Raw genomic sequence first — 3,361 nt, forward strand, 5'->3', positions numbered from 1 at the left:
GTCGTCGGGGTGCCGGGTTTCATTTTCCAGCGACGGTTGAAGACATGCTGCGGCACACTACCTACGCCCCAGCCGATTTTGGCGGGTTCGAGGTTGTTGAGAGCGATGCGCACGCCATCGGCGATGCGCTGGGCCAGGAAAGCCTGGTAGCCGTCCAGCGCTTCGTCGGTGTGCCAGCCCCGCCGCCGCTTTCCCTTGCCCCCGGCGCTGGTGCCGGAGTGCGTGTGGGTGGCGGCCATCAGCATCTTATCCACGGGCAAGCCGGTGACTTCGTGAACCTGTCGCTTTGCCTCGTCGAACACCTCGCGGTTAATCGAAACATTGTCGCAAAGCACGAAAACCAGCTTGGTTTCACCGTCGTCCAGGGCCAAACTACGGGCGTTCAGTTGGTCGTGGATGTGCGTTGCGGGGGGTGGAGTGCCGTAGTTTCCCACGATACCCTCGCCCAACGGCGGCGTAATGTTGCTGACGGAAGCTCCGGCCCGGAAAACCTTGTTTTGGGCGTAACTTGCGCTTAGTCCAATCGAAATCAACAGCAGAACAAGTAGGAAACCCGCGCGACTGACTAGTTTTTGAAATTTAGCTTTCTTCATAATAGCAAGAGGCTGGATGAAAGGATTTTTTACTACAAAGTCACTACCTGCCCGGTCCGCACCGACTCATCGCAGGCAAAGGCGATGCGTAGGCTGTTCACCGCGTCAGCCATGTGGTCGGTTAGGTCGGTGTTTTCGCGAATAGATTTGAGGAAATAGAGTTGCTCGCGGTCGCAAAGTCCCTGGTGGTCGGGTTCGTCGGTAAGGTTAATCCAAGTGTCTTCTTTGGCGAATTCATCGTTGTCGTTCAGCGCCGCGTGGTGGTAGCGAATCGACTCCGTCTTGGTGTGAGATTCAATGGAGGAAGATTTTCCCGCGCCGCCCGCTTCCTTAGCCACGATCGACACCGACCCTTTGGGCCCAATCACGTCTTTGACAAAAAAGGCCGTTTCGCTGATCATCGGCCCCCACCCAGCCTCGTACCAGCCCACCGAGCCATCCTCGAAGCGAATCTGCAATTGCCCGTAGTTGTAGTTGCCCGCCGGAATATCCTCCGTCAGCCGCGCGCCAATGGCGTTGACCTGCACAGGCTTTGCGCGCGTCATCTGGCACATGACGTCGATGTAATGTACCCCGCAGTCCACGATCGGACTTAGACTTTTCATCAGGTTGCGGTGCAGCGTCCACATGTCGGTTTGGCTTTGCTGATTGAGGTTCATCCGCATCACCAGCGGCTTGCCCAGCTCGTGCGATAGTTCCACGAACTTTTCCCACGAAGGGTGATGCCGCAGGATGTAGCCCACGACCAATTTCTTTCCGGCTTTGTTGGCTGCCGCCACGACACGCTCTGCGCCTTCCACCGAATCAGCCACGGGCTTTTCGATGAATACGTGGCAATCTTTCTCAAAAGATTTCACGGCAAATTCTTCGTGGGTGTCGGGGTAGGTCGAGATGCAAACCGCGTCGGGTTGGGTGGCTTCCAGCGCTTCGTCGAAGTCGTTGTACAACTTGTATTGTCCGCCCAATTTATCGTTCAGCCGCTCTTTGCTCTTGCCTGTCGAGACTAGTCCGCAAATTTCAAAGCCGTCCAGGTTGTGGTAAGCCGTGGCGTGTGAGGCGCCCATATTGCCGCAGCCTACGACAAGGATGCGTAAGTTTTTTTTCTGATCACTCATATTATTGTATTGTAAATTTTTGGGTTTAAAAATGCAGCCGTATGCGTAGCCATATATTCAAGGATGCGTGGCCTTCAATTTACTGAGAAGATCGTATAGCGTTTTAGTGATTTTCGGCGAAGCGTCCACTTCCAGGTAGCTGGATCGCGCCCGCCAGGTTTCGTAGCCACCCAGCCGATGGTGTTCGGGCGTGGGCAGGTAGCCGTTGTAGCCATTGGCCAGCGAAATGGTGAAAGTAGGCTTAAAAGGGCTTTTCTCTTTCAATTCCAGCCCTATTTCCACGAAAACCTCGCAGGGAATGGCAGTAATCGCCAGGTCGCCCAGCCGGAACGCCTGCAAAATGATGGGTACTTGATCGGGGTAGTTTTTGATGAGCGTCGTTTCGCGGGCGTAGATTTCCTCCCGAGACACCATGTTCGGCCCTTTGGCCGAGGCCACGATGTCGGTGGCGCGCTTCAACTCTTTGGCATCGGGCTTGCGCACGCCCAGCGAAATTTCGGTTTGCCGGGCGTCAAGAGAAATCCAATCTCGGTACTCAATCGTTTGGTAGACTTTGTAGGCTTCGGCGGCAACCACGTTGGCCACGGCCCGCATTTTCTCGTAGGGCTGGGTAGGCCTCGGTTTTTCGCCGCCAAAGTCGATGTTGTTGATGTTGCCGCTTGTCCCGTTAGACATCATTGCCACGAAAGCAGGGCCATCCTCAATGGTACATAACAACTGCTTCATCCGCTCGGCGAACATGCCGTAGTAATCGGCCGAAATCTCGCCTTTCGCCGTACCGCCCACGTAATGCAGCGAGTAGTTGGCCAGCAGGGCCAGCGGGCGTCCTTCGGGTGTTTGTACCGAAATGACTGGAATCTCCGGGTCAATGGGTCCGGCGGGTTCGAGCAAGTCGGGATTGCCCACGCCGGGATTCATCCGCACCTTGTCTTCGGTACCGAACGGGTTGGGCATCGCCGTACCGGGCTTCATCCGCCAGCGGCGGTTAAAGACCTGCGAAGGTTCGTGGCCCACGCCCCAGCCGATGCGGGCGGGGGCCAGGTTGTTGTTGGCCCGGATGACTGCGTCGGCGATGCGTTCGGTCAGGAATTTGGTGTAGTCCGCGTCGGGGTCGCTCTGAAACACTGAGCAGGCCGTTCCGGCGGAGTGGGTGTGCGTGGCGGACATCATCATACGCTCTGCCGGAATCCTTGTGACCGACTGCGCGCGCTGCTTGGCGGCGTCCAGGATTTCGCGCGGCACCATGCACAGATCCGAAACGACAATGGCCAACTGTATGGTGCCGTCGTCCAGTACTAAGGCGCGGGCGTGGGTCTCGTCGTGGATACCCGTAGTGATCACGTCCTGCATGTTGCCATTGATGGAGGTGCCAATCCGGGGTGTAATGTTGCTGGTAGCTGCCCCGGCACGGAAAACCTGACCAGCCTGCTGACCGTAGAGCGGGGAGCCACCCGTCAGCAAAACCCCAATCAAAAGGAGAAAAGACGTCAATGCAGATTTAGCTTGCATTTTATTTTTATATAAAACTTTGAATATCAATTTACTAACAAAGACAACACCTACCTCAATCTCGAAAAAAGCACGAGCAACTCCGCCACAATCTTCCGCGACGCCTCCACCTCCACCCGGTTGGTGCCGAACCAGGTTTCGTAG

Annotated in this window: 2 protein-coding genes and 1 pseudogene; all 3 read right to left on the reverse strand. The window is 56.1% G+C overall.

Going from position 1 to position 3,361, the window contains the following annotated elements:
- A pseudogene (locus tag ACEW8P_RS02875) lies at nucleotides 1-593 on the reverse strand (hypothetical protein); the annotation flags it as partial.
- 32 nt (nucleotides 594-625) lie between these two features.
- Entirely contained in the window at nucleotides 626-1,708 is a 1,083-nt protein-coding gene (locus tag ACEW8P_RS02880; protein ID WP_373511606.1) for a Gfo/Idh/MocA family protein, read from the reverse strand.
- A gap of 57 nt (nucleotides 1,709-1,765) precedes the next feature.
- A complete protein-coding gene (locus tag ACEW8P_RS02885; protein ID WP_373511607.1) occupies nucleotides 1,766-3,217 on the reverse strand; it encodes a neutral/alkaline non-lysosomal ceramidase N-terminal domain-containing protein in 1,452 nt (483 codons plus the stop codon).
- Nucleotides 3,218-3,361 lie beyond the last annotated feature (144 nt).

The organism is Persicitalea sp., assembly GCF_041751555.1.
Taxonomy (GTDB): Bacteria; Bacteroidota; Bacteroidia; order Cytophagales; family Spirosomataceae; genus Persicitalea.

Bases quoted from the DNA above. Each gene is read 5' to 3' on its own strand.
- ACEW8P_RS02880 (WP_373511606.1), bottom strand. From the start codon at position 1,708: ATGAGTGATCAGAAAAAAAACTTACGCATCCTTGTCGTAGGCTGCGGC.
- ACEW8P_RS02885 (WP_373511607.1), bottom strand. From the start codon at position 3,217: ATGCAAGCTAAATCTGCATTGACGTCTTTTCTCCTTTTGATTGGGGTT.